The sequence below is a fragment of the Pseudomonas sivasensis genome (assembly GCF_052938085.1).
In genome coordinates this window covers 3,482,385-3,506,720 of sequence record NZ_CP176442.1, presented here as the reverse complement: position 1 = coordinate 3,506,720, position 24,336 = coordinate 3,482,385, and the positions used below count along the sequence as shown (strand labels likewise).

Sequence of the window (24,336 nt, the reverse complement as noted above, 5' to 3'; positions counted from 1 at the left end):
AAAAATTATGGACATAATTTTTTACGCATATTATGGTCGAAATATAAATTAAGCCAGCCCCGGATAATCCCCATGTCGAATGCCTCGGTTCCGTCGCGAAGCTTGCTGTTGCTACTGGTGGCCTTAACGGCACTCGGCGAAGTCTCGACCCAATTAATCATCCCCGGCCTCGGCGCCATTGAGCAGGCGCTGGTGGCGCCTCCGGGGTCGGCACTGATGGCGCTGTCTGCCTTTGTCGCAGCGTTTGGACTGGGGCAATTACTGTTTGGGCCATTGTCGGATCGCATCGGCCGGCGTCCGGTATTGATCGGCGGGTTAGTGCTGTATGTGATGGCGACTATGTCGATGCTGCTGGTCAGCGACATGCATCAATTTATCGCCGCCCGCGTGCTGCAAGGCCTCGGCGCCTGTGCGGCGCTGGTGTTGGCGCGCACGGTGGTGCGCGATGTGTGGAAGGTCGAAGCGGGTCCGGCCCTGGCGCTGACGATGATCGGCATGCTCTACGCGATCGTCGTCGCGCCAATGGTCGGCGGACTGCTGATCAACGTGGTGGGCTGGCATGCGCCGATCCTGCTGGCGCTGGTGATCGGCAGTGTGGTGTTGCTGCTGGTGCTGCTGTTCTTTCGCGAAAGCAACCCTTACCTCGACCCCAAGGCCGGCCACTGGCGCACCCTCGGCGGGCAGTACCTGGATTTGCTCAAGGGCCGCCCATACCGCGCATTCGCCGTGGCGTTGGCGTGCACTTACGGCGCGATGTTCGCGGTGATTGCCGGATCATCTGCGGTGTTTATCAACCTGCTCGGCTTAAGCAGCCTGGAGTACGGCATCAATTTTGGCGTGATCGTCTCGATGCTGACCGTCGGGTCCACCTACACCCGGCGCAATATCCTGCGCCTGGGGCCGCAGCGGATTGTGGCGATGGGGGTGACGCTGGTAGCCCTCGGCGGGGTGTTGGCGGCGGTGATTTACGGGCTGTTCGGCTTGTCGGTGTTGGGGTTGGATATTCCCATTGCCCTGGCGACGCTCGGCGGCGGGCTGGTATTGCCCGGCGCGGTCACGGGCGGGGTAATGCCCAACGCGCACCGAGCCGGGTTGGCGGCAGGCCTGATGGGCTTTGCGCAGATGTTCGGCGCCACCTGCAGTGGCCTGCTGCTGAGCCAACTGCGCGACGGCAGTGCCTTACCGATGATCATGATCCAGGCGGGTTTTGCGGTGATGGCGTTTGTGGCGTTTCATCTACTGCGTGAACGGCGTGTGGCGCTGGTGCCGGTGGCTTGAGCTGTCACACTTTGTCCAATTTAATCGGGGCTAGATGATTACGATTCTCTTTTGAGTCCAATCCTAAGGTCTACGCCCATGCTTCCTGCCTTTCGCGTTACGCCCCTGGCTCTGCTGGTCGCCAGCAGCTTCAGCGCCCATGCCGACGAACCTGTTGCCCTGGAACTTAACGACGTGGTGGTGACGGCCGCCGGTTATGCCCAGAGTGTGGAGGATGCGCCGGCCTCGGTGACGGTGATCGACGGCGAGGAATTGCGCCGCAAGTCCTACCGCGACCTCGGCGACGCGGTGCGGGATGTGGAGGGCGTGACGGTCAACGGTGGGGCGAATGAAACCGACATCTCCATCCGTGGCATGCCGGCCGATTACACCTTGATCATGGTCGACGGCAAACGCCAGAGCGCGCGGGAGTCACGGGTCAACGGCAACAGTGGCTATGAACAGAGCTTTGTACCGCCAGCCGCCGCCATCGAGCGGATCGAAGTGGTGCGGGGCCCGATGTCGTCGCTGTACGGCTCGGATGCGATCGGCGGTGTGATCAACGTGATCACCCGCAAGGTCTCGCCGACCTGGGGCGGCTCCATCGGCTATGACTACTCGGCCCGCCAGCACAGCGACCAGGGCAATGCGCGCCAGACGCAGTTCTACCTCAGCGGCCCGCTCAAGGAAGATTTCCTTGGCTTGCAGGTGTGGGGCCGTTACCTCGATCGCCAGGCCGACGATGACATCGAACAGACCAATGGCTTCAGCAAGGCCGACCACCGCGACCTCACCGCGCGCCTGGCTTTCACTCCTAATATTGACCACGACATCCTGCTGGAAGCGGGTGCCACGCGCCTGAAGAACGGCGACGGCATGAGCGCCAACTGGGCCACTCGCGAGCAGGAAAACAACCGCGATCACTGGTCCCTGTCCCATCAAGGCCGCTGGGGCTGGGCAACCTCGGACATCGCCCTGTCCCAGGAAACCTCGACCCGCGAAGGCAAGGCCACCCCGGCCCAGACCGATATCTACGGGCGCAAACCCGAAATCAAGAACACCGTATTCGACGCCAAACTGGTGGTGCCCACCGCCCATAACGTCAGCACCGTGGGCGTGCAATGGAACGAAAGCGAGCTGACCGACTGGAACCAGGGCCTGGGTGATCGCGTCGACTATAAATTCTCGGTGGTGCAAAAAGCCCTGTTCGCCGAAAACGAATGGTCAGTCACCGACAGCTTCGCCTTGACCACCGGCCTGCGTCTGGATGAGCACGAAGAGTACGGCGCGCACCTCAGCCCGCGGATCTACAGCGTGTGGCGCGCCACCGATCAGTGGACCCTCAAGGGCGGCATCGCCCGTGGCTTCAAGGCGCCGGAACTGCGTGCCGTGGTCGAGGATTACGCTTACCTGCGCCGCAACCGTTTCGTGATGTTCGGCAACCCGGACCTCAAGCCCGAAACCAGCACCAACTACGAAGTCTCTGCGCTGTGGAGCAACCGCGATGACCTGTCGGGCGGCGTGACGCTGTTCTACAACGACTTCCAGGACAAGCTCTCTACCGTCACCACCGACCAGCGCTGGAACGGCTACACCATCATGGAACGGGTCAACGTCGACAAAGCGATCATCCAGGGCGTCGAGCTCAACGGCCAATGGGATATCAACGCCAGCGTGCTGCTCAAGGCCAACTACACCTACACCGATTCCGAGCAGAAGAGCGGCGCCAACAAAGGTGCACCATTGGCTCTCACGCCGAAGCAGAAAGCCAATGTGCGCACCGAGTGGAGCATCAACGACCGCACCCAGGCCTGGGCGTCGCTGAGTTACTACGGCGAAGAAACCGGCAACACCATCACCGACGAACCCGCACCGGGCTACACCACCGCCGACCTGGGCGGCTCCTACGACGTGAGCGACTCGCTGACCCTCAACGCCTCCCTCAACAACCTCACCGACAAGCGTTTGGACGATGAAACCTACGGCACGGTGAACTACGGTCGTACGCTGTGGATGGGTGCCACGCTCAACTTCTAAAGTGCCGCCGGCAATCGCACCACCGCGCACAGGCCGGCCGGTGGGCGATTCTGCAACACCAGTTCGCCGCCATGGGCCTGGATGCACGAACGTGCAATCGCCAGGCCCAACCCCACGCCACCGTCACTGACGCCGCGTTGCACAAAGGGTTCGAAGACTTTGTCCAGCCAGGCCTCGGGCAAGCCTTGGCCGTGGTCGAGCACCTCGATGCGCAGCCAGCCGTTATCTTCTTGGATCAAGCTCAGGTGGGCATCCCCAGCGTGGTGCAGGGCGTTGTCGATCACGTTGGTCAGCGCGCGCTTGAGCGCCAGAGGCCGGCAGGTCAGCATCAGGTGTGGCGCACCCGCCCAACTGACAGGTTGCCGCATGCGCTGATAACGCTTGGCCAGGTCATCCAGCAGGCCGCTCATCGACATCGTGGCGGTCGCTTCCTGCACCGCGTCATCGCGCACGAAATTCAGGGTTTCACGCACCATCGCACTCAATTGCGCGAGGCTTTCGAGCATGTCATCCCGGGCGTCGCCGGGCTCCAGCAATTCCACTTGCAGGCGCAGTTCGGTGATCGGCGTGTTCAGGTCGTGGCTGACCGCTGCAAGCATCCGCGTACGGCCTTCGACGTGCCGGGCAAGATTGGCCTGCATGGTGTTGAAGGCGGCGGTGAGGTCGCGGGCTTCCTGTGTGCCGATTTCCGGCAGCGGAGCGATCCATTCACCACGGCTGACGCGCTCCGTGGCCTGGGCCAGGGTCTTGATCGGGCGCACCACGCGGGCAATGAAAAACATCACGATCAGCAGCACCGGCAGCGTTGTCACCGGCAGGCTGTAGGCCAGCACGCGGCCCCATTCATAGGCGCCGGCGGGGTATTGCACGGCATTCAGGTAGCTACCGTTCGGCAGTGGCACGCTGCTGCGCAAGCGCAACGGCGCCCAGCCGGCGGGGCTGAACACATGGGTGCGGGCGTCGGCGCCGCTGATGCGTTCCAACTGCATGCCGATGGCGGCCGCGTCATCCAGGTGCAATTGGCGACGCAGCTCACTGGCCAATCTCTGCTCCTCCGGGCGCAGTTCAAACGGCGCCACTTCGGGCGTCGGTGCAATCCAGAAGCGCGTGTCGTCGTGGCTCATCCCGGCCAGCAGGTGCTCGGTTTCAGTGGGCGTCAGGTCGATTGCCGTGTGGTGGGCAATCCCTAGGCGCTCCAGGCTGAAACTGCGCGACAGTGGGTGGATCAGGCTGCCGGTGCGTTGCAAAAACAACATCGCGATGCCGTTGGATGCGAGCAAGGCCAGCAGCAACAACAGGCTCAACTGCCGCGCCAGGGTGCGCGGCCACAGCCTGTTCAGGGCGCGCATTCACTGACCTCGGCCGCCAACAGATAGCCGCCGCCCCAGATAGTGCGCAGCAGGTCCGGCGTGGCATCGCCGTGGGCCAACTTGCGGCGCAGGCGGCTGACCTGGCGGTCGATGGCGCGGTCGCTGACGTCGCTGTCGGCGGCAGCGGTGAGGTCGATCAAACGCTCGCGGGGCAGCAACGTATTGGGGTGGGCAAGGAACACCTGCAGCAAACGGCTTTCCGCTGTACTGAGCTGGATTGCCGGGCTGGCGTCGCGGCACAACGTGGCGCTGCTCACGCTGAACTGCCAGCCAGCGAACCGGTAAGCCTGTGGGCCACCGCTGGGCGCGGCCGGCCCGGTGTTGCGGCCTTGGCGGCGCAGCACACTGTTGATGCGTGCGACCAGTTCGCGGGGTTCGAAGGGCTTGGTCACGTAATCGTCCGCGCCGAGGTCCAGGCCGCGGATGCGGTCGGCGGCGGTATCGCGGGCGGTCAACAGAATCACGGGGGTATTGCTGCGCCGATGCAACTGGTTGCACAGCTCGAAACCATCGCCATCCGGCAGCAGCACGTCGAGCACTACGACATCGAACGCCTGGGTCTTGAGCAATTGCCACATCCCAGCCGCGTCTTCGGCGGTGCGCACATCGAAGGTGTGGCGACGCAGGTAAGTGGCCAAGGGTTCGCGGATTTTGCGGTGGTCATCCACCACCAGCACGCGCGGTGCGACAGGCGCAGGGGCAAACGGCATTGCAGCCCTCGGGAGGTTGAGCGGGAGAGGGCGGATATTACTACGAGTCATTATCATTAACGCGGTTTTTATGGTGGGGCACTGGTACTCCGTTCCATCAGTAGGACGCTCTAGGGTGTTTTAGCCGTCTACCGCTCAATTGTTATCGGTTTTAAGGTGTATGCACTTTGGAGGATCACCATGAAAAAACTCATCGGCATCTACACCAGCCCTCGCGCCCATTGGGTCGGCGACGGTTTCCCGGTGCGCACACTGTTTTCCTACGACAACCTGGGCAAACACATCAGCCCATTCCTGCTGCTGGACCACGCCGGTCCGGCCGAATTTTCCCCCACCGAACAACGTCGCGGCGTAGGCCAACACCCCCATCGCGGCTTTGAAACCGTGACCATCGTCTACGACGGTGAAGTCGAGCACCGCGATTCAACCGGCGCAGGCGGCACCATCGGCCCCGGCGATGTGCAATGGATGACGGCCGCAAAAGGCATTCTCCATGAAGAATTCCACTCCGAAGCGTTCGCCCGTAAAGGCGGCGCGCTGGAGATGGTGCAACTGTGGGTCAACTTGCCCGCCAAGGACAAAATGGCCGACGCCGGTTACCAGACCATTGTCGATGGCGATATTCCCGTGCTTGCGCTGCCCCATGACGCCGGGCACCTGCGCCTGATCGCCGGAGCGTTCGACGGCGCTAAAGGCCCCGCACGCACCTTCACGCCGATTGACGTGTGGGACCTGCGTCTTAACGCCGGCAAGCCCGTGACCCTGGACTTGCACGCCGGGCGCAACACCGCCCTGGTGATCCTGCGCGGCACCGTGCTGGTCAATGGCGAAGAAGTCGCGCGCCAAGGCCAACTGGCGTTGTTTGAGCGCGATGGCACGCAACTGGTCCTGGAGTCCAACGACGCCGCCAAGGTGCTGCTGCTCAGCGGCGAACCGATTGACGAGCCCATCGTGGGGCACGGGCCGTTTGTGATGAACACCGAGCAGGAGATTCATCAGGCGTTTGCGGATTTCCAGTCGGGTAAATTTGGGCAGATGCATGCCTGACAGTTAGCCGTAAACAAAAGGGTAGGAGCCGGCTTGCCGGCGATAGCATCACCGTGGTGTCCCTGGCACACCGAGTCGATACTTTCGCTGGCAAGCCGGCTTCTACATTTTGTTTTCCAGTGTTCTCAATTCATGCGATCTTCCCGTCATTCGCCCTGGAGTCGCCTGGATGCCCTCATTTATCTCCGATCACCCGATGCTGTGCGCCCTGGCGCTGATCCTTATCGACATCGCCGTGTGGCGACTTATCTCCACCAACCTGGCTAATTGGAAACTCGCAGCGCGGTTGGTGATCTTTGCAGTCTTCAGTGCCGTGCTGTTCAACGACGGCATGAACCCCATGCTCGTCGCGCCCTACGCCGACAACACCGCGTTGCACATGGCCGCCACGGCGTTGCAGATTGGTTGGTGGTTGTTCGCGGCGCGTACGCTGACGGTGTTGCTCGGTGCGTTGATGATGCAGCGGGTTGGCCACACCGGGCGGCTGTTGCAGGATTTGATGGGCGCGGTGATTTTCCTGATCGCGATCATTGCCGCGCTGGCCTATGTGCTCGATCTGCCGGTCAAGGGCGTGTTGGCCACGTCCGGCGCGGTGGCGATCATTGTCGGCCTGGCGTTGCAAAGCACCTTGAGTGATGTGTTTTCCGGGATCGTGCTCAATACCACCAAGCCCTATCAACTGGATGACTGGATTTCCATCGACGGCACTGAGGGCCGGGTCACGGACATCGACTGGCGCGCCACGCGCCTGCAAACCTCCCAGGGCAGCATGGCGGTGATTCCCAACTCCCTGGCGGCAAAGGCCAAGATCATCAACTTTTCGCGTCCGGCGGATATGTTTGGCCTGGCGGTCAGCCTGCAGGTCAGCCCCCATGCACGGCCGCAAACGGTGATCGAAGCGCTGGAGCGGGCCATGCAGGGTTGCCGTCCGCTGCTGGCCAAACCGGCGCCGAGTGTGGCGTTCAAGACTTCCGCCAGTGGCGGTGTGGAGTATGAAATCAGCGGGTTCGTGCCGACCATGACCCTCAAGCGCGAAGTGCGCAACCAACTCTACGACTTGGCGTTCCGGCACCTGCAGGCAGCGGGCGTGAGCCTGTTGTCCGCCGTCGAAAGCGCGACCCCAGTGCCGACCTCTCCGGCGCGGGCACTGTTGGACAGTTCGTCGATTTTCTCCACTTTGCGCCAGGAGGAAAAGGACACCTTCAGCCAGAACATGACCCTGCACACCTATCGCGCCGGCGAGATGATCCTGCCGGCGGGAGAGGTCAGCGATCATTTGTTTATCGTCGAGTCGGGTGTGGTGTCGGTGATGCTGATCAAGGGCGGCCACGCGTTCGAAGCCGGGCGCATGGGCCCCGGCGAGGTGATCGGCGAAGCGGGGATTCTGACTGAGCAAGCGGCCTTGGCGGACTTCACCGCCAAGACGTTCTGCACGTTGTACCGCATCGAGAAGGCGTACCTGACGCCGTGCCTGGACGCGCGACATGACATCGCCGACGCCATGAAAACCCTGTTGGATTTCCGCTTGCACGCCGCTCAGGTGCTGACCCAAGACGCGCCAGTGGTACCGGTCAAGAAGGGCTTTTTGCAATGGCTTCGCCAGCGCGGTCTTTGAGGGGCGCGCTGGCACGGGTATCTAGAAATCAACAATAAACTGCACGCCACCGACCACCGCGCCGCTGGTTTGTGTGAGCCCGCCGGGGTATTTCACGTATTGCAGGTTAGGCCGCACCATCAGCCATTGGGTCGCCTGGACGCCATAGTTGATCTCGTAGCTGTACTCGCGGCGCTGCTCGGGCACGTAAAGCGGATCGTCGATATCGCTGACGCCATTGGCCGCGTTGAGCGTCTGCGTGTTGCGGGTATAGCGGTCGCTGACCTGCAACTTCGACGCGCCAAGGCCGATGGTGTCGTTCGGGCGTAAATCGAACGGGCCACGGTAGATCAGGCCGACTTGGATCAGGTTCTTGATCACGCTTTTGTCCGGGTCATTCACCGTCAGGTTGGCGAATACGTTGAGCCCGCGCTGGCTGTTGCCGCCGACGGTGGTCAATTGTTGCTGGCCCGACAGCCACCAGCCGCTGTTGCTGGAATACATCCGATAGGGCTTTTTCGAGCTGGCAGCGTAGTTCCCGTCGGCGTCCTTGAGCATGTCCTTGGTGTCGGCGTTGGCGTAGTAGTAACCGGCGTGGTACTCCGAATTCAGGCCTTGGATCTGACCTTTCCAGATGGCTTCGATAGGGAAACTGGTGCCCTGGGAGCCGCTGATAAACGGTTTGAAGCCATTGCTGGCCTCGGCGTTGCCAGGGTTCTTGTCGTAGGCGCCGACCTGCATGGCGAACTCATCGGTGAATTGGTACTTGGCGCGCACTGCCCACTGGCTGATCGGGAAGCTGTTCCACACGCCGTTCCAGTTACCTTCCTGTGAACCGCACAGGGTGACGTTCTGGAATTCGCAGGGGAACTGATCGAAGTCTTCACCATGGCCAAAGCGACCGAGTTTGAGGGCGAATTTCCGGTCGAAGAACTTTTGCTCGTACCAGAACTGCGACAGCCGCCAGGCGTTGCCGCCGCCGAACACTTCCATGGTGGACGTCAGGCCCGTGGCGTTGGGTTGGTGCACGCGGTCGTTGGTGATGTCCTTGCCATGGCGCTCGCCGATGCCGATGCGAAAGGTCGCGTCCTGCCAGCCGAGGAGTTTTTGCAGGTCCATGTTCACGCCCAGGATCAACTGGTCGCTCCAGCGCGCGGTGGTGTGGGAGTTGTAGCCACCGCCCAGGTTTGAGCCGACTTCGCCGACGTATTTGAGGGTGAAGTCGTAGCCTTGTTCGGCCAATTGGGGGCGCAGGCCGTTCCAGTCGCCGAGCATGGCCGGGGAGTTGGGATCGAGCAGGCCGGCGCTGAAGGCACAGGTGGACATGGCGCTGCAGAGCAGGGCCAGGGGGAGGGTGGTGCGCATGGAAGTACTCCTGGGATTGTTGTTTTTATCAGGTACAACACAAATTTCAGGCACACAGAGACCCCCTGTGGGAGGGAGCAAGTCCCTTCCCACATTGGTTCTTGGGTGTTTGAGAGGGTGCGGCTTTACTGGAGGTTAACGAACAACCCGCCATCCACCAGCAACGAGGCGCCGGTCACATAGCGCGCCATGTCCGAGGCGAGGAATACGATCGGCCCTGCCACATCATCCGGTTCGCCCAAGCGACCCAGCGGCGTGCGCGAGGTCATGTAGGCGAGCTTTTCCTCGTCGGCCAGGTCTTCCTTGTTGATGTCGGTGGCAATGGTCCCCGGCAGTACCGAGTTGCAGCGAATGCCATAGGGCCCCAGTGCAATTGCGCAGGACTGCATCAACGAATGCAGGCCAGCCTTGGTCGGCGTGTAGTGGGTTTGCATGCCGCCGCCGACCAGCGCGCTGATGGAGCTGACGGCAATGATCGCGCCGCCACGGCCCTGGTTTTTCATTTGGTTGGCCGCCGCCTGCACGGCGAAGTAGGCGCCGTTGAGGTTGGTGTTGACGGTTTTCAGATAGACCTCGCGGGGCATATCCAGGAATGAGTGGAACGGGCAGATGCCGGCGTTGTTGACGAACACGTCGACTCTGCCGAAGGCTTGCACGGCGCCGGCCACCAGCTTGTCGCCGGTGTCCGGGTCGGCCGCATCGCCTCCCACTTCAACGGCCTGGCCGCCAAACGCCTTGATCTCTTCAATCAGCGAATACGCCGCCTCGGTGCCTTGGCCACTGCCACTGTGGCCGATCACCACACGGGCGCCCTGGCGCGCACATTCACGGGCGGCGGCGCGGCCGATGCCACGGGAGGCGCCGGTGATGATCACGGTTTTGTCTGCAAGCAACATAAAAACACTCCTTCAAAAATTAGCGGTATCAGCCGAGGTAATTGCCGTAACCGACCATGGCGATGGCGCCGAGGATCACCGCGATCCCGGCCACCAGTACGCCCTTGTTAGCGGCGCTGGTGCCGTGCCATTCACGGAAATACAGGCCCCAGCAGTTGGACACGATGATGATGAATGACATGTGCAGCACCCAGGAACTGGCGTCGTTCTGCAGGCGGCTTTCGCCCATGCCGTAGAAGAAAAACTGCAAGAACCACAGCGTGCCGGCGATGGCCACCAGCAGGTAGTTGCCCAGCAGCGGCGTGCTGCGATCGGTGTAGTTATGGAAGGTACGGTTGCGCCAGTTCAGCCACAGGCACCAGATGCCGTTGGTGGTCAGGCCGCCCCACATGATCACCATAAAGGTCACGTTGTTCTGGAACAGGCTGTTGGCGCCATGTTCCACCGCCGCGGCGGCCAGCGGGCGTCCGGCAGAAATGCCGTAGCTGAAACAGGCGCTGAGCACCCCGGAAATCACTGCCACCAGCATGCCCTTGCCCAGGGAAAATTCGCTGACACTGGCGAACTTCACCGCCTGGGACACTTCCCGTTCCTTGATCAATCCAGCCTTGCCGCACACTGCGATACCGACCAGCGACACCGCCACGCCCCATAACACCCAATGCCCGCCCTGGGAGGCCAGCATCGAGGTCAAGGTGCCTTCGGTTGCATCGGTGAACAGGTCGCGGTACAGCGCCGGCATCAACGCTCCGAGGGCCGAGGTGAGGCCCATGATCAGCGACATGCCCAAGGACAGGCCCAGGTAGCGCATGGTCAGGCCGAAGGTCAGCCCGCCGATGCCCCACAACACGCCGAACATATAGGTCCACAGCAGCGTGCTGGTGTCGGCATTGCGCAGAATGTCCACCCAGCCCGGCACCGTCAGTTGCGCGGCGATCAGCGGCACGATCAACCAGGACACCAGGCCGCCGGTGATCCAATAACTTTCCCAGGCCCAGCCGCGGACCTTCTTGTAGGGGATGTAAAAACTGCCGGAGGCGAAGCCGCCGATGAAGTGCAGAATCACACCGAGGAGAATGATTTCCACGTAGTCGAATCCTTTTTATTGTTGTGTGGGTCAGTTAGATCAGGGGCGGGCCAGGTGGAACATGGGCAGCAGGTCGACACTGATCGGCGAGGCATCCGCGTGGCTGGGCATGATGTCCTGCATGTAAGTCCACCAGCGTTGCATCAGCGCGGTGCCGGGCAGCTCATCCAGGCCGTGGGCGTCTTCATGGGTGAGGACGGCGAACAGCGTGTTGGTGGGCTCGTCAAAAAAAATCCGGTAGTCCACCACGCCGGCGTCCAGCAGGGCTTGGGCCAGCTCCGGCCAGATTTCGTCGTGGCGTCGGCGATATTCATCGGCCTGGCCCGGGTTGAGGTTCATGCGAAAGGCACGGGTCTGCATCACGGCGCTCCATGGGTCGGGGTATAGATACGCACTGCGTTGTGCAGAAAAAACTGGCCTTGCACCGCCTCGGATTTGTCTGCCATGCAGCTTTTTACGAGCCCCAGGGTGGTGGCGAAATCGGCCAGGTGATCGCTGTTGGGCCAGTCGCTGCCGAAGAAGCAGCGCTCGTCACCAAACGCCTCCCATAAGACCTCCAGGCGGTCGTTGTAGAACGCCGTATCGACGATCAGACCTTGGGGGCCGAGCTGTGGGATTTCCGCGAGTTTGGCGAACACGTTCGGCCGCTGCGCCAGGCGCAACAGGTCGGCGTGATACGCCGCCTCTTCACCGGCCGGCACCTGAGCATTGGGCAAGTGGTCGACGATGATGCGCAGCTCGGGCAGCGTATCGCTGAGGTGCAACAAACCCTTGATCAAACGCGGGTTCGGGTTGGCGCTGTCCAGGCCCCGACCACAGGCGGCCAGTTGGCGCAGACCGTCGATAAAACCGGGGCGCGTCTGGTCCTGCAGCAGGTCGCGGTCCCACAGGTTGCCGTAGCGCAAGCCGAGGAACAGCGGCTCTTGCGCCAGGGCATCGAGGTCGGCGGCGAAGTCGGCGTGCAGCGGGTCCAGATTGCCAACGAACCCGAGCATACGCGGGTCGCTGCGTAGGGTTTCGAGCAACCAGCGGTTGTCGTCACGCCATGGGCTAGCTTCCACAGCAATGGCGCCGACCACATTGTGTGAGCTGGCCAAGGCCCAATAATCGCTCGGTAAATGGGCGGCATACAGTTGATTGCCCGGCTCGGGCCACGGAATGCCTTGGGGGCGACGCGGGTCGAACAGGTGCAAGTGGCTATCGATGATGGGGCCGCTGTAAGGCATCAGAGGCATTGCGCAATCCTTGTGGGATTTTCTCAGGAAGGGCCAGCACGCTAACGCGCACCGGCCCGCTTCACCACCTCAGCTCTGTAGGTACACCACATGGGTATGGGTGTATTCGTACAGGCCATGCTTACCATCGGCGCCGCCGATCCCGGATTTACGCACCCCGGCATGGAAGCCCTGCATGGCCTCGAAATTTTCGCGGTTGACGTAGGTTTCACCAAAGTCGATCTCGCGCACCGCGTGCATGGCCTTGCCGAGGTCGCGGGTGTAGATCGATGAGGTCAGGCCGTAGTCGCAGTCATTGGCCATGGCGATGGCTTCGTCGAGGTCGTCGACAATCTGGATCGGCAGCACCGGGCCAAAAATTTCTTCGCGCATGATCTCCATGTCGGCGCGGCACCCGGCCAATACCGTCGGCTGGAAGTGAAAGCCCGCGCCGAGGTCGGCAATCTGTCCGCCGCTGATCAGCGTGGCACCCTGGCTCAGTGCGGTGCGCACCTTACGGTTGACGTTTTCCAGGCCCTGGCGGTTGATCAGTGGGCCCATTTCCGCGTCGGCCATGGCCATCGGGTCGCCGTAGCGCGTGGCTGACATGGCCGCGCTGATGCGCTCGATGAACGGGTCGGCGACCTTGCGCTCCACGTATACCCGCTCCGCGCAGTTGCACACTTGCCCGGTATTGATGATGCGTGAGTCGCGAATGGCTTTAACTGCCAGCTCCAGGTCGGCATCTGCCAGCACGATGGCCGGAGCCTTGCCGCCCAGTTCCAGGTTGAGCTTGGTGATGTTTGGCGCCGCGGCGGCCATGATGCGCGAACCGGTGGCGACGCTACCGGTGAAGCTGATCATGTCCACGCCTTTATGGGCGGTGAGTGCGCCGCCGACCTGGCCGTCGCCGCAGACCACGTTGAACACACCGGCGGGCAGGTCGGTCTCGGCCACCAGCTTGGCGAACTCAAAGCAGTTGTTCGGGGTTTCTTCGCTGGGCTTGATCACGATGGTGTTGCCGGTGAGCAACGCCGGGGCCAGTTTTCGGGCGATCAAGAAGAACGGGAAATTCCACGGCAGGATGCCTGCCACTACGCCCAAGGGTTTGCGGAACAGGAAGATGTTTTCGTTGGGCCGATCGCTGGTGATGATCTCGCCTTCAATGCGCCGCGCCCATTCGGCCATGTAGTCGAGGTAGTCGGCGGTGAAATTCACTTCGACTTCGGCCAGGCCAGTGACCTTGCCCTGTTCCAGGGTGATGGTACGCGCCAGGTGCGCGACGTTTTCCCGCAGCTTGGCGGCGATGCGGCGCAAGTGCCCGGCGCGTTCGATGGCCGGCTTGCGCGCCCACGCTTTTTGCGCACCGCGCGCCGCAGCGAGGGCTTGGTCGACGTCAGCGGCGGTAGAGGCGGGCACCTTGGACAGCAAGGCGCCGCTGGCCGGATTGAGTACATCCAGATGGGCTTCGCTGGGGACGAAGCGGCCATTGATGAAGTTCTGGTACACGGGAACGGATGACATGGGCAGCTCCTCAGTAAGTACGTGATGGTGTGGGCGCGTCGGCAACCGGGCGATAGCGGGCGAGGGTGGCCAACGCGCTCTGGCGTAACAGGCTGATGTCGATGGCCACTGCGATAAAGCGGCAACCCCAGGCTTGGTAACGGCGCGCGTCGTCTTCGTTGGGCGCCAGGATGCCGCTGACCTTGCCGGCGGCGAGGGTGGCGTCCACCGCGTACTTGATGCGTTCCTGAACTTCGGGATGGCCGGGGTTACCGGCGTGGCCGAGGCCGATGGAGAGGTCGGCGGGGCCGATAAACACTGCGTCCACGCCCTCCACGGCGGCAATGGAGGCGACGTTTTCCACGCCCAGGCGTGATTCGACCTGGACGATCAGGCACAGCTCCTCGTGGGCGGTTTGCAGGTAGTTCGCCACACCATCCCAGCGGGTGGCGCGGGTCAAACCGCCGCCGACGCCGCGAATGCCATGGGGTGGGTAACGCATGGCGCGCACCAGGGCTTGAGCCTGTTCGGCGGTTTCCACCATGGGGATCATCAGCGTCTGGGCGCCGACGTCGAGCAGTTGCTTGATCAGACTGGCATCGCCATTCACCGCGCGTACCACTGGCGCGGTAGCGTAGGGCGCCACCGTCTGCAGTTGGTTGAGCACGCTGGGCACGGTATTGGGCGCGTGTTCACCGTCGATCAGCATCCAGTCATAACCGAGGCCAGCGACGATCTCGGCGGCGTAGCCGGTGGCGAAACCGGCCCAGATGCCGTATTGGGTGGCGTCCTTGGCCAGGGCAGCCTTGAAGCCATTACGGGGCATATTCATGGCATTTTCCTCAGCGATTGTACGGACGGTGCAGTTGGCAATCCGGGTTCAGGTCTACGCCGAAACCGGGCTTGTCGAGCACCGACAAGCGCATGCGGCCATTCACCGGTACCGGTTCGCCGAGCAGTTGCGGGTGGAACATCGGCACCACTTCATCGGCCTTCGGCGCCATCATCAGGAATTCGGCGAACGGGCTGTTATGGCGGGTGGCGACGAAGTGGTAGCTGTACACCGACGAGCCGTGGGGCACGACCATCGCATTATGGGCATCGGCCAAGGCCGAGATTTTCACCAGCTCGGTGAGGCCGCCGCACCAGCCGACATCCGGCTGGATAATGTCGCAGCAGCCCATTTCCAGCAGCATGCGGAAGCCCCAGCGAGTGGCTTCGTGTTCGCCGGTCGTCACCAGCATGCCCTTGGGCACATTGTTGCGCAGGGCTGCGTAGCCCCAGTAATCGTCCGGGCTCAGGGCTTCTTCGATCCATTTGAGCCCGTGTTCATGGGCACCGATGGCGAGTTTGGTCGCGTAGTTGAGGTCCAGGCTCATCCAGCAATCGAGCATCAGCCAGAAGTCCGGGCCGACCCTTTCGCGCATGTCGGCCAATTGTTCGAGGTTTTTGCGCAGGCCTTCTTCGCCTTCGCTGGGGCCGTGGTGCAGGGGCATCTTGCCGCCGATAAAACCCATCTTCTGCGCCAAGTCCGGGCGGGCGCCGGTGGCGTAGAACTGCAATTCGTCGCGTACCGCACCGCCGAGCAACTGATGCACGGGCTCCTGGCGGATTTTGCCGAGCAAGTCCCACAACGCCAGATCGACGCCGGAGAGGGTGTTGATCACCAGGCCCTTGCGACCGTAGTAGAGGGTGGACTGGTACATCTGGTCCCAGATCTTTTCGATATCGGTGACGCGGGCGCCTTCGATAAAGCGCGCCAGGTGTTTCTCGACGATATACGCCGCCGGTTCGCCGCCAGTGGTCACGGCAAACCCGACAGTGCCGTCGCTGGCTTCGATCTCCACCACCAGCGTGCCGAGTACGTTAATGCCGAAACTGCGGCGGCTCTGGCGGTACTCGGGGTATTTGCTCATGGGCGTCGAGATGTGATCGTCGATCCAGTGGCCGTCGGCCTGATCGTGGTAATCGGCGCCGCCGCCTCGCAATACAAAGGCGCGCACGTGTTTGATGGTGAGATGACCCATGGTGTGACTCCTGACGTTAAACAGTGGCCGGCGTGTTCGATGCAGTGCGGCCGGGTGAATGGATGCCCAGTACCAGCAATGCAGCCAGTACCGTGGTGGCGGACAGCAGGTACAAACCGGCTGCCGGAGAATGGAAGGCGCCTTCGGCCCAGTGCTTGATGATCGGCGCGATGAAGCCGCCGAGGGCACCGAATGAGTTGATCAGCGCAATGCCCGCAGCAGCGGCACTGCCGGCCAGGTAGCTGGAAGGAAAGGTCCAGAACACCGGCTGCACCGCGATAAAACCCGAGGCGGCAAAGCACAAGGCGAGCATGCCCAGCAGCGGGTTGGCGAAGGTCACCGAGCAAGCAATACCGGCGGCGGCCATCAACAAGGTCAGGCAAGCGGTGCGGCGGCGTTCGCCAGTGCGGTCGGAATAACCGGGAATCCACCACGCTGCAAACAGTGCGCAGATCCAGGGAATCGCCGAGACCAGCCCAACCATCAAGCCGACCTTGGTGCCGAGCAGGCCGCCCACTTGGGTTGGCAGGTAAAACACCACGCCGTACACGCTGGCCTGGATCAGCAAATACACCAGGCACAGGTACAGCACCGACGGCTGGCACAGCACGTTGAGCAGGCTGCGGCCGTGGGAGGTTTTGTGTTGGTCTTCTGTGTCCAGCAAGGTCTGGATTTGCTGGCGCTCATCCACACTCAGCCACTTGGCGTCGGCGGGGCGGTTGTCCAGGTACCAGTAGGCCCAGATCCCCACGGCGCTGGCCATCAAACCTTCCACGGCGAACAGCCATTGCCAGCCGTGGATACCGCCGAAACCGTCCATCTCCAGCAGCAGGCCGGACAACGGACTGCCGACAATGAATGCCAGGGGGGCGCCGAAGTAAAAGAAGCCCATGGCCTTGCCGCGCACGGCCTGGGGGAACCAGTAGGTGAGATAGAGGATCACGCCGGGGAAGAATCCGGCTTCGGCCACGCCCAACAAAAAACGCAGCACGTAGAAGCTGGTTTCGTTATGGGCAAACACCATCGCCGCCGAAATCAGGCCCCAACTGACCATGATGCGGCACATCCACAGGCGGGCGCCGACACGGTGCAGGATCAGGTTGCTCGGCACTTCCAGCAGCGCGTAGCCGACGAAGAACACACCGGCGCCGAAGGCAAACGCGGCATCGCTCAAGCCGGTATCGGCCTGGAAGGCCTGTTTGGCAAAGCCGACGTTGGCACGGTCAAGAAACGCCATGATGTACATCAGTAGCAGGAAGGGCAGCAGTCGCCAGGAAATCTTGGCGAGCAGGGGCGCGGGCAGGGTTTTCATGATGGAGTCCGTTGTTTTGTTCTTATGGAACGGACTGTACGGCGGCCGAGCAATACGCTACAAATCGAATCTCGCTTACAAGTGATACCCTCAGGGTATCGGTAATAAGGAATTTATGAGTAGTCCCGTCCTCTCCCGCAGCTTGTTCAACCGCCTGCGCTACAAGCATCTGCATATGCTGGTAGCGCTCAGTTCCAGTCAGAACCTGCACCGTGCATCCCAGGCCCTGAACATGTCGCAACCGGCGGCCACGCGCATGCTGCGCGAGATTGAAGACATGTTCGGCTGCGACCTGTTCGAGCGCTTGCCACGGGGGATGCGGCCAACGGCGCTGGGCCAGCAACTGATCAACTTTGCCGAGTCGGCGCTGAGTGGCCTCGACCGTTGCGCCGAAGACCTGATGGCGCGCCAGCAGGGCGGGTATGGCTACTTGTCCATCGGCACCATCATGGGCGCCGCGCCGGACTTGGTGATGGACTGCATTGCGCAGATCAAGGCGCTCAATCCGCAACTGCGTATCCGCATCATGGGCGACACCAGCGACCAGGTGATCCAACTGCTGGAGCAGGGGCGCATCGACCTGGCCATCTCCCGGCGCACCGCCGCCACCGACAGCGAGCACTACAGCTTCGAACCCCTGGGCAACGAGCGCCTGCTGGTGGTGGTGCATGCCGGCCACCCATTGGTCCGACGCGGCCGGCTATCCCTGGCAGAGCTGGTGCGCGACTGGCCGTGGATCCTGCAACCGCAAACCAGCCCGGCGCGCATCGGTTTCGACCAGGCCCTGCAAGACCTGGCGCTGCCAAGCCCGGCGGACATCATCGAATGCAGCTCGGTGTACTCCATGCAGCAGTTGATCCAACTGACGGACGCGGTGATGGTGCTGTCGGAAAGTGCCTTGCGTGATTATCTGAAAATGGGCCTGGTGGTCGCGCTGCCGGTGGCCCTGGACGTGCGGCTGGCGCCGTTTGGCATCTTGTTGCGCAAGGGCGAGGGGGTGAGCCGCGAACTGGGCTTGTTTATTGACCTGCTGCGGCAGAGGGCGGCGATGCTGTAAACGCGAGGTTGAAAAGATCATGGTGTCCCGGCACGATATTAAATAGAATGAATCTCATTTGAGACTCAATCGCGCCGTGCAGGTTGTTGCCATGAATGATGCTGTTGTCCCCACGCACGCCCCCGAACTGACGCTATCGAGCCTATACCGCGACCATCGCAGTTGGCTGGAAAGCTGGCTGCGGCGGCGCTTGGGCAATGCCTGGGATGCGGCCGACCTGAGCCAGGATACGTTTCTGCGCGTACTGGCCAGTGCGCAGCCGATTGCACAGATGCAGGAGCCGCGGGCGTACCTGGTGACGGTCGGTAAGCGCCTGCTGGTGAACTTCCATCAGCGTCGCAGCCTGGAGCAGGCGTATTTGAACGCCCTGGCCAGCTTGCCCGAAGCTTGCGTGCCGTCCCCCGAACAGCGCTGGCTGATGCTGGAAACCCTGCAAGCCCTGGATGAGTTGCTCGATGGCTTGCCGGTGCTTGTACGCCGAGCCTTTTTATGGAGCCAGCTGGAGGGCCTGGGCTATCGCGAGATTGCCGAACGGCTTGAGGTGTCCGAGCGTACGGTGAAGCGCTACATGGCCCAGGCGTATGAACATTGCCTGCTGGTGGACCTTTGAGCCGCGACGTCGCCCGCGCTGCTGCCCAGTGGCTGGCGCTGCTGGAGTCCGGCGCCGCCACCGAGCGTGATCATGCCGCGCTGCAGCACTGGCGCGACAGCCATCCCCAGCATGAACAGACTTGGCAGAAAGCCCAATCCCTGCGCCAACGCTTCAGCAGTTTGCCCCAGGCTCTGGCCATGGCCAGCCTCGACCGCCCGCAACCTGGACGGCGTGCGGTGCTCAAGCGTGCGTTGGGTGTGGCGGCACTGTTGCCCACGGCGTGGCTGATCAGTCGCCAATTGCCCATCGACACTTGGCGTGCCGACCTGCGTACCGCTACTGGCGAGCGCAAGCGCCTGCCGCTGGCCGATGGTGCCAGCCTGCAACTCAATACCGCCACGGCGGTAGATGTAGATATGGCCCAGCGACGGGTCAGCTTGGTCGACGGTGAACTGGCGCTGACGGTGCCGGGCGCGGCGGCGATGACGGTGCAAACCCGCTACGGCCAATTGCTCGTCAGTCAGGCTGACGTGTGCATACGGCAACTGGCGTCCGGTTGTCTGGTCTCGGTGCTCAAGGGCACGGTTCAGGTGCGCGACCTGAGCGGCCAGATGGCGACCTTGCAAGCAGGCCAGCAAGCGCCGCTCAAGGCCGGCGGCCTGGGTGCCCGGGCGTTGTTTGATGTGCTGCAACTGGGCTGGCGCGACGGTGTACTGACCGCGCAGAACCAGCCACTGGGGGACTTCCTCAGGGAGCTGGAGCGCTATCGCCCTGGCGTGTTGCGCTGGGAGCCGCGCCTGGAAACGCTACGGGTGACCGGCAGTTTCCGCCTGGATGACACCGACCGCATTCTCAACCTGCTGGCCTCGACCCTGGCGCTGGACGTGCAATACCGAACGCGTTATTGGGTGAGCCTGCGCAAGGCGTGATGCGCGTTGTGGCGAGCGGGCTCGCCACAACAACCTGTGGGCCATGAAAACCTCGCTCGTCTCGGGTTACGAGTAGTCCTCAGATCACATGGGCCCGCTGCAACTCGGTCAAGGCCAGCGCCTTGAGCTGCGCCAGCAGCGGGTCACGCCGATCCCTCGGGTGCGGCAAGTCGACCGCCAGTTCCTGGCGAATGCTGCTGGGCCGGTTGTCCATCACCAGCACCCGGTCACTCAGGTACAGCGCCTCGTCCACATCATGGGTCACCAGTAATAAAGCGATGGCGTGATGCGCCGCCAGTTGCAGCAGCAAGTCATGCAGTTTCATGCGGGTGAAGGCATCCACCGCGCTGAACGGCTCATCCAGCAACAACACCTGGGGGCGTGAATACAGGCCGCGAGCGATCGCCACCCGCTGCGCCATTCCACCTGACAACGCTTTGGGCAGCGCCTGGGCGAAGCCCTTAAGGCCGACTTCCTCGATCAACTGTGAGACCCAGGCTTTGTCGTAGTGGTTGTCATCACTGAAGCCGATGTTCTGTTCTACCGTGAGCCATGGCATCAGCCGCGGTTCCTGGAACACAAAGGCCACTTGGCCGTCGGGGCTGCGCAGTTCGCCCTGGAAGTCCGTTTCCAAACCGGCGACGATCCGCAGCAAGGTACTTTTGCCACAGCCGCTGGGGCCCAGCAGGCTGACCGCTTCGCGAGGCTGCAAGGCCAGGCGCACGTCTTTCAATACGGTGGTGCTGGCGAAGCTTTTACGCACCACATGGATGTCCAATAACGACGGCGCACTCATTGTTCCGCTCCTTGGCCAGTGAAGGTGTCGCGCCAGGCCAGGCAGCGTTTCTCCAGCGCCGCGAGCAGGCCGTCGCTGATCTTGCCCAGCAGCGCCAACACGATAATGGCGGCCAGCACAATGTCGGGTCGCGAGGTTTCCCGCCCATCGCTGAGCAGGTAACCCAAACCTTTAGTCGCCGCTATCAGCTCGGCCGCCACGAGGAACATCCACGCCAGGCTCAAACCACTGCGCAGTCCGGTGAACAGGCCGGGCAGGGCGGCGGGCAGCAGGACGCGCCGCACCAGGCGGCGGCGACTGAAACCGTACATTTGCCCGACTTCCACCAGCTTGCGGTCGATGTCGCGAATCGCCGCGACGCCATTGAGGTACACCGGGAAAAACGCGCCAATGGCAATCAGCACAACCTTGGAGGTTTCATCGATGCCCAGCCACAGCAGCAACAGGGGTACCCAGGCCAGGCTCGGGATCGAACGCAGGCCGGCAAAGGTTGGCTCCAGGTAGGCTTCGGCTTCACGGCTCAAACCGACCCAGGCGGCGAACACCAGGGCCAGGCTAGCGCCGATGGCAAAGCCCAGAAGCACCCGTGCGAGGCTGGCGCTGATGTGTTTCCACAACACGCCTTCGGCCAGGTCGGTGAGGGTCACGGCGATCTCGCTGGGCGCAGGCATCTGGTAGGAAGGCAGCCAGCCCACCCGTACGACCACTTCCAGGATCAACAGGATCAGCACCGGCAAGACCAGGCCTTTTAACCGCCGTGGCCAGGCGCTGCGCTGGCTGACCACGGGTACCGGCAGGGGCAATGCTTGGCTTTTGCTGCTCATCAAACGCCCCTTACTGCTGCGGCAGGGTTTGGCCAAACGAAGGGTCGATCAGTTGATCGATCACCTGGTCCACATTCACCCCACGGCGCACCAATTCCTCGGACACCAGAATCGGCGCCGCCGCCTTGGAAGACTGCACATCCTTGGCGCTCAACAACGGCGTGCTCAGGTCAGTGCGCGACAATTGCAGCTTGGCCACTTCCAATGGCAGCCCGGATTCGTCGGCCAGCAACTTGGCGAATTCATCCGGGTGCTTCACTGCCCAGTCACGCGCTTTTTCATAAGCGCCCAACACCTTGGTGATGGTCTGTGGGTGCGCCTTGGCGAACTTCTCGGTGACGCTCACCACGCCATAGCTGTTGAAGTCCTTGTTGCGGTAAAGCAGGCGCGAACCGGCCTGGATTTGACTGGCGGCCATGTGTGGATCGAGACCGGCCCAGGCGTCCACGTCACCCTTTTCCAGAGCGGTGCGGCCGTCCGGGTGTTGCAGGTGCACCAACTCGACGTCGTCTTTTTTCAGCCCGGCCTGTTGCAGACTGCGCAGGGTGAACAGGTAAGGGTCGGTGCCTTTGGTGGCGGCGATTTTCTTGCCCTTGAGGTCGTTGACGCTGTTGAGTGGCGAGTCCTTGCGCACCACCAGTGCGGTCCATTCCGCGCGGCTGTAGACATACACCGATTTGATCGGGCTGCCGTTGGCCCGGCTCAGCACGGCGGACAAGCTGGCGGACGACGCGAAATCCACGCCGCCGCTGTTGAGGTATTCCAGGGACCGGTTGCTGCCTTGGCTCAGTACCCAGCTGACCTTGCTGTGGGGCAGGGCCTGTTCCAGCCAGCCGAAGTGCTTGAGCACCAGGCTGACCGGCGAGTAGTAGGCGTAGTCGAGGTTGACTTCGGCGGGGTCGGTTTCGGCCGCGAATACCTGCGGTTGCAGGCATAGGGCGAGGGCGCAGGCGCCGAGTAGACGTTGGGTGAAGGGTTTCATGGAACAGCTCCGGACAAGGCGTTGAGAGAAGGTTTTTCTTATATTCAGAAAACTGATTGGGTGCGCTCAATCATGCTTTACAGGAATATGCAGTCTCTGTGCCATCGGGCAGGAGCCCGGATTTACCGGGTCAGGGGCATGTGTGGTTGTTGCAGGAGGTGGCAAATTGTTGAACCGATGTTTCCTGGGCAACAGTTTTCATATGTTTTTATGGAATAAATAAAGAGTTATATATTCCTTTTAATGTTCTCTCGGATAGCGCACTTTGAGGGCCTGCGCATTCGTGCGGATTGACCCAACAGCCAAAAGGAAACCCGACATGACCATTAAAGCGATCAACGTGCGCAACCAATTCAAGGGCGTGATCAAAGAGATTCTGCTGGGCGAAGTGGTATCGGAAATCGACGTGCAAACCGCGTCCGGCATCGTGACGTCCGTCATCACCACCCGTTCGGTGCGTGACCTGGAATTGAAAGTGGGCAGCGAAGTGATTGCCTTCGTGAAGTCCACTGAAGTGTCTATCGCCAAGTTGTAAACGCCAGCCCCCGCCTTTGCAGCGGGGGCCATTTTTTGCGCGCTTCAGCGGTTGCGCAAACTGCGCTCCATGCGCTGCAGACCCTCTTCCAGCATCGCCCTCGGGCAACCGAAGTTCAGGCGTACGAACTGCTGGCTGTCATCCCCGAATTCGATACCTGCACTCAACCCAACCTTGGCCTGTTCCAGGAAGAACTGCTGCGGGTCATCCAAGCCCAGGGCGCTGCAGTCGAGCCAAGCGAGGAACGTGCCTTGCGGCGCATGCATCACCACGCCCGGCAAGCGCGTTTGCACGGCGTCGAGCAGGTAATCGCGGTTCGCTTGCAGGTACTGCTTCAATGCATCCAGCCATTGGCCGCACTGGCTGTAGGCCGCGCGGGTGGCTTCCAGGCCCAGGGGGCTGACGCTGTCGACCATGCCGCAGCGGGCCTGGTTGAAGCGCTCGCGGATCTCGGCGTTCTGGATCACGGCAAAGCAGGTCTTCAAGCCGGCCACGTTGTAGGCCTTGCTCGCCGACATCAGCGTGATGGTGCGCTGTGCAATCTCCGGGCTGAGGCTCGCGGTGGGGATGTGGCGACGACCGTCGAAGCACAGTTCTGCGTGGATTTCGTCGCTGATGATCAGCGCATCGTTTTCCAGACAGGCAGTGGCCAATGCCAGCAGCTCTTCGCGGGGGAAGACCTTGCCGATGGGGTTGTGCGGGTTGCTCAACAGCAAGGCGCCGGCGCCGGTCAGTGCTTCGCGCATGGCGGGCATTGGGGTGATGTATTCACCGTCGGTCGATTGGAACGGCACTTCGATGCGCGGTAGGTTCCAGTTGCCTGGCGCCAGGCGAATCGGACGATAATTTGGGGTTTGCAGTACCACTGGCTGGTTCGGTTTTACAAAGGCATGCAGCGCCATATTGAAACCAGGTTCGACGCCGGGCAAAAACAGCAACTCTTCGGGCTGCACGCGCCAGGCGTACTTGGCCCACAGGTCGGCCACGATGGCTTCACGCACATCCGGGCCGGCCACGCTGTAGCCGAGAATCTGCTGGTCCAGGCGCTCGTGCAGGGCTTGCAGCACGGCGGGCGGCGCTGCGATGTCCATGTCGGCGATCCACATTGGCAGCACGTCGGCCGGGTAGCGGTTCCACTTGGTGCTGCCGGTGCCGAGGCGAGGGTGGATCGTGTCGAAATCAAAGCTCATGGAGGGGCTCGT

The 24,336-nt window shown here is 62.2% G+C and carries 23 protein-coding genes; 8 read left to right on the top strand and 15 right to left on the bottom strand.

Going from position 1 to position 24,336, the window contains the following annotated elements; all coding sequences use genetic code 11:
- Window positions 1–72 precede the first annotated feature (72 nt).
- Both ACKZ62_RS16340 and ACKZ62_RS16335 read left to right on the top strand, forming a co-directional pair.
- Complete coding sequence (locus tag ACKZ62_RS16340; protein ID WP_447095523.1) at window positions 73–1,278, top strand: MFS transporter; 1,206 nt, start codon at window positions 73–75, stop codon at window positions 1,276–1,278.
- Window positions 1,279–1,356: 78 nt separating this feature from the next.
- Window positions 1,357–3,294, top strand: coding sequence for a TonB-dependent receptor domain-containing protein (locus ACKZ62_RS16335; RefSeq protein ID WP_122681667.1), 1,938 nt, complete (start codon window positions 1,357–1,359; stop codon window positions 3,292–3,294).
- On the opposite strand, the gene ACKZ62_RS16330 is transcribed toward ACKZ62_RS16335, so the two are convergent.
- Entirely contained in the window at window positions 3,291–4,610 is a 1,320-nt protein-coding gene (locus tag ACKZ62_RS16330) for an ATP-binding protein (RefSeq protein WP_447096965.1), read from the bottom strand. The genes ACKZ62_RS16335 and ACKZ62_RS16330 overlap by 4 nt on opposite strands.
- A gap of 20 nt (window positions 4,611–4,630) precedes the next feature.
- Complete coding sequence (locus ACKZ62_RS16325; protein ID WP_032891113.1) at window positions 4,631–5,374, bottom strand: response regulator; 744 nt, start codon at window positions 5,372–5,374, stop codon at window positions 4,631–4,633.
- A 180-nt stretch (window positions 5,375–5,554) separates the two neighbouring features.
- Here ACKZ62_RS16325 and ACKZ62_RS16320 point away from each other — a divergent pair, with 180 nt between their 5' ends.
- Both ACKZ62_RS16320 and ACKZ62_RS16315 read left to right on the top strand, forming a co-directional pair.
- A complete protein-coding gene (locus tag ACKZ62_RS16320) occupies window positions 5,555–6,421 on the top strand; it encodes a pirin family protein (RefSeq protein WP_032891114.1) in 867 nt (288 codons plus the stop codon).
- 169 nt (window positions 6,422–6,590) lie between these two features.
- On the top strand, window positions 6,591–8,036 hold the full coding sequence (locus tag ACKZ62_RS16315) for a mechanosensitive ion channel domain-containing protein (protein ID WP_447095522.1): 1,446 nt from the start codon (window positions 6,591–6,593) through the stop codon (window positions 8,034–8,036).
- A gap of 21 nt (window positions 8,037–8,057) precedes the next feature.
- On the opposite strand, the gene ACKZ62_RS16310 is transcribed toward ACKZ62_RS16315, so the two are convergent.
- The 9 genes from ACKZ62_RS16310 to ACKZ62_RS16270 all read right to left on the bottom strand — a co-directional run bounded on the left by ACKZ62_RS16310 (window position 8,058) and on the right by ACKZ62_RS16270 (window position 17,419).
- Window positions 8,058–9,380, bottom strand: coding sequence for a carbohydrate porin (locus tag ACKZ62_RS16310; RefSeq protein WP_447095521.1), 1,323 nt, complete (start codon window positions 9,378–9,380; stop codon window positions 8,058–8,060).
- Window positions 9,381–9,505: 125 nt separating this feature from the next.
- Entirely contained in the window at window positions 9,506–10,276 is a 771-nt protein-coding gene (locus tag ACKZ62_RS16305) for an L-rhamnose 1-dehydrogenase Lra1 (RefSeq protein WP_179179123.1), read from the bottom strand.
- Between the two features lie 28 nt (window positions 10,277–10,304).
- Entirely contained in the window at window positions 10,305–11,363 is a 1,059-nt protein-coding gene (gene rhaT, locus ACKZ62_RS16300; RefSeq protein ID WP_032891118.1) for an L-rhamnose/proton symporter RhaT, read from the bottom strand.
- Window positions 11,364–11,402: 39 nt separating this feature from the next.
- Complete coding sequence (gene rhaM / locus ACKZ62_RS16295) at window positions 11,403–11,723, bottom strand: L-rhamnose mutarotase (RefSeq protein WP_179179122.1); 321 nt, start codon at window positions 11,721–11,723, stop codon at window positions 11,403–11,405.
- Window positions 11,723–12,598 (bottom strand): amidohydrolase family protein, encoded by an 876-nt coding sequence (locus ACKZ62_RS16290; RefSeq protein ID WP_447095520.1) that lies wholly within the window; start codon window positions 12,596–12,598, stop codon window positions 11,723–11,725. Before ACKZ62_RS16290 ends, rhaM begins: the two co-directional genes overlap by 1 nt.
- Window positions 12,599–12,667: 69 nt before the next feature.
- Window positions 12,668–14,101, bottom strand: a complete 1,434-nt coding sequence (gene aldA, locus ACKZ62_RS16285; RefSeq protein ID WP_032891120.1) for an aldehyde dehydrogenase — start codon at window positions 14,099–14,101, stop codon at window positions 12,668–12,670.
- 10 nt (window positions 14,102–14,111) lie between these two features.
- Window positions 14,112–14,912 (bottom strand): aldolase/citrate lyase family protein, encoded by an 801-nt coding sequence (locus ACKZ62_RS16280; RefSeq protein ID WP_447095519.1) that lies wholly within the window; start codon window positions 14,910–14,912, stop codon window positions 14,112–14,114.
- 10 nt (window positions 14,913–14,922) lie between these two features.
- A complete protein-coding gene (rhmD, locus tag ACKZ62_RS16275; RefSeq protein WP_095184994.1) occupies window positions 14,923–16,107 on the bottom strand; it encodes an L-rhamnonate dehydratase in 1,185 nt (394 codons plus the stop codon).
- 16 nt (window positions 16,108–16,123) lie between these two features.
- Entirely contained in the window at window positions 16,124–17,419 is a 1,296-nt protein-coding gene (locus ACKZ62_RS16270; RefSeq protein WP_032891123.1) for an MFS transporter, read from the bottom strand.
- 115 nt (window positions 17,420–17,534) lie between these two features.
- Here ACKZ62_RS16270 and ACKZ62_RS16265 point away from each other — a divergent pair, with 115 nt between their 5' ends.
- The 3 genes from ACKZ62_RS16265 (at window position 17,535) to ACKZ62_RS16255 (ending at window position 19,997) form a co-directional block, all read left to right on the top strand.
- Window positions 17,535–18,476 (top strand): LysR family transcriptional regulator, encoded by a 942-nt coding sequence (locus ACKZ62_RS16265; RefSeq protein WP_032891124.1) that lies wholly within the window; start codon window positions 17,535–17,537, stop codon window positions 18,474–18,476.
- Window positions 18,477–18,567: 91 nt separating this feature from the next.
- Window positions 18,568–19,086, top strand: coding sequence for a sigma-70 family RNA polymerase sigma factor (locus ACKZ62_RS16260; RefSeq protein WP_105523653.1), 519 nt, complete (start codon window positions 18,568–18,570; stop codon window positions 19,084–19,086).
- A complete protein-coding gene (locus ACKZ62_RS16255) occupies window positions 19,083–19,997 on the top strand; it encodes a FecR domain-containing protein (protein ID WP_447095518.1) in 915 nt (304 codons plus the stop codon). The genes ACKZ62_RS16260 and ACKZ62_RS16255 overlap by 4 nt, the downstream gene beginning before the upstream one ends.
- A gap of 79 nt (window positions 19,998–20,076) precedes the next feature.
- Here the strand turns inward: ACKZ62_RS16255 and ACKZ62_RS16250 are convergent, their stop codons facing one another.
- From ACKZ62_RS16250 to ACKZ62_RS16240, 3 genes are read right to left on the bottom strand one after another with little or no spacing between them, the layout of a single operon-like run.
- The gene (locus tag ACKZ62_RS16250) at window positions 20,077–20,793 is read right to left on the bottom strand and encodes an ABC transporter ATP-binding protein (RefSeq protein ID WP_447095517.1); all 717 of its coding nucleotides are present in this window, start codon (window positions 20,791–20,793) and stop codon (window positions 20,077–20,079) included.
- Window positions 20,790–21,617: an ABC transporter permease gene (locus ACKZ62_RS16245; RefSeq protein WP_122754012.1), complete on the bottom strand. Its 828-nt coding sequence runs from the start codon at window positions 21,615–21,617 to the stop codon at window positions 20,790–20,792. The genes ACKZ62_RS16250 and ACKZ62_RS16245 overlap by 4 nt, the downstream gene beginning before the upstream one ends.
- Window positions 21,618–21,627: 10 nt before the next feature.
- Entirely contained in the window at window positions 21,628–22,599 is a 972-nt protein-coding gene (locus ACKZ62_RS16240; protein WP_095184988.1) for an aliphatic sulfonate ABC transporter substrate-binding protein, read from the bottom strand.
- A gap of 319 nt (window positions 22,600–22,918) precedes the next feature.
- Here ACKZ62_RS16240 and ACKZ62_RS16235 point away from each other — a divergent pair, with 319 nt between their 5' ends.
- Window positions 22,919–23,134, top strand: a complete 216-nt coding sequence (locus ACKZ62_RS16235; RefSeq protein ID WP_003173733.1) for a TOBE domain-containing protein — start codon at window positions 22,919–22,921, stop codon at window positions 23,132–23,134.
- A 44-nt stretch (window positions 23,135–23,178) separates the two neighbouring features.
- Here the strand turns inward: ACKZ62_RS16235 and ACKZ62_RS16230 are convergent, their stop codons facing one another.
- Complete coding sequence (locus ACKZ62_RS16230; RefSeq protein WP_447095516.1) at window positions 23,179–24,324, bottom strand: MalY/PatB family protein; 1,146 nt, start codon at window positions 24,322–24,324, stop codon at window positions 23,179–23,181.
- Window positions 24,325–24,336 lie beyond the last annotated feature (12 nt).